Below are 501 nucleotides of genomic sequence, written 5' to 3'. Positions count from 1 at the left end.
TATCTTCCCAAGTATCAAAAATGGCGATGAACTTACCTACGTCACTGATGGAGATAAGGGACAGATCATCTATCGCCAAGCAGGAACTAAAACGCAAAAAATGGTTGGCGAAATAACGGACGAACGTATGAATGATGCATTCCTGTCCATTTGGTTGTCACCAAAAACGGAATTTCCAAAGCTGCGTAAACAACTTATAGGACAAGTCAGACCGTGAACATCTTTAAAACATTATTGCGATACTTTGCTGTGTGCGTTGCTATGACGTTGACTGCTTGCTCGGCGGATATAGACAATTACCAAGCATCTACGCCGCCATTTAATTTATTTGAATATTTTGATGGCAATGTGAAGGCATGGGGAATGGTGCAAGATTATTCCGAGAAACAAACACGCCGCTTTGAGGTTGATATTGTCGGTACGATAACGGGTGATGAATTGGTTCTTGTTGAGGACTTAGTTTTTGACGATGGTGAAATCGACCAGCGTGTTTGGACTATT

The 501-nt window shown here is 41.7% G+C and carries 1 protein-coding gene and 1 pseudogene; both read left to right on the top strand.

Translation table 11 applies throughout. The features are described from left to right. Window positions 1–217, top strand: a pseudogene (locus R7E78_RS31105) (hypothetical protein); the annotation flags it as partial. Window positions 218–261: 44 nt separating this feature from the next. Next, window positions 262–501, top strand: a 240-nt coding sequence (locus R7E78_RS31100; RefSeq protein ID WP_318059271.1) for a DUF3833 family protein, incomplete at its 3' end; no start/stop codon positions are given.

It is taken from the genome of Vibrio sp. YT-19(2023) (assembly GCF_033337395.1).
Note: the sequence above shows the minus strand (reverse complement) of the source record. Positions and strands in the feature narration are given on the sequence as shown.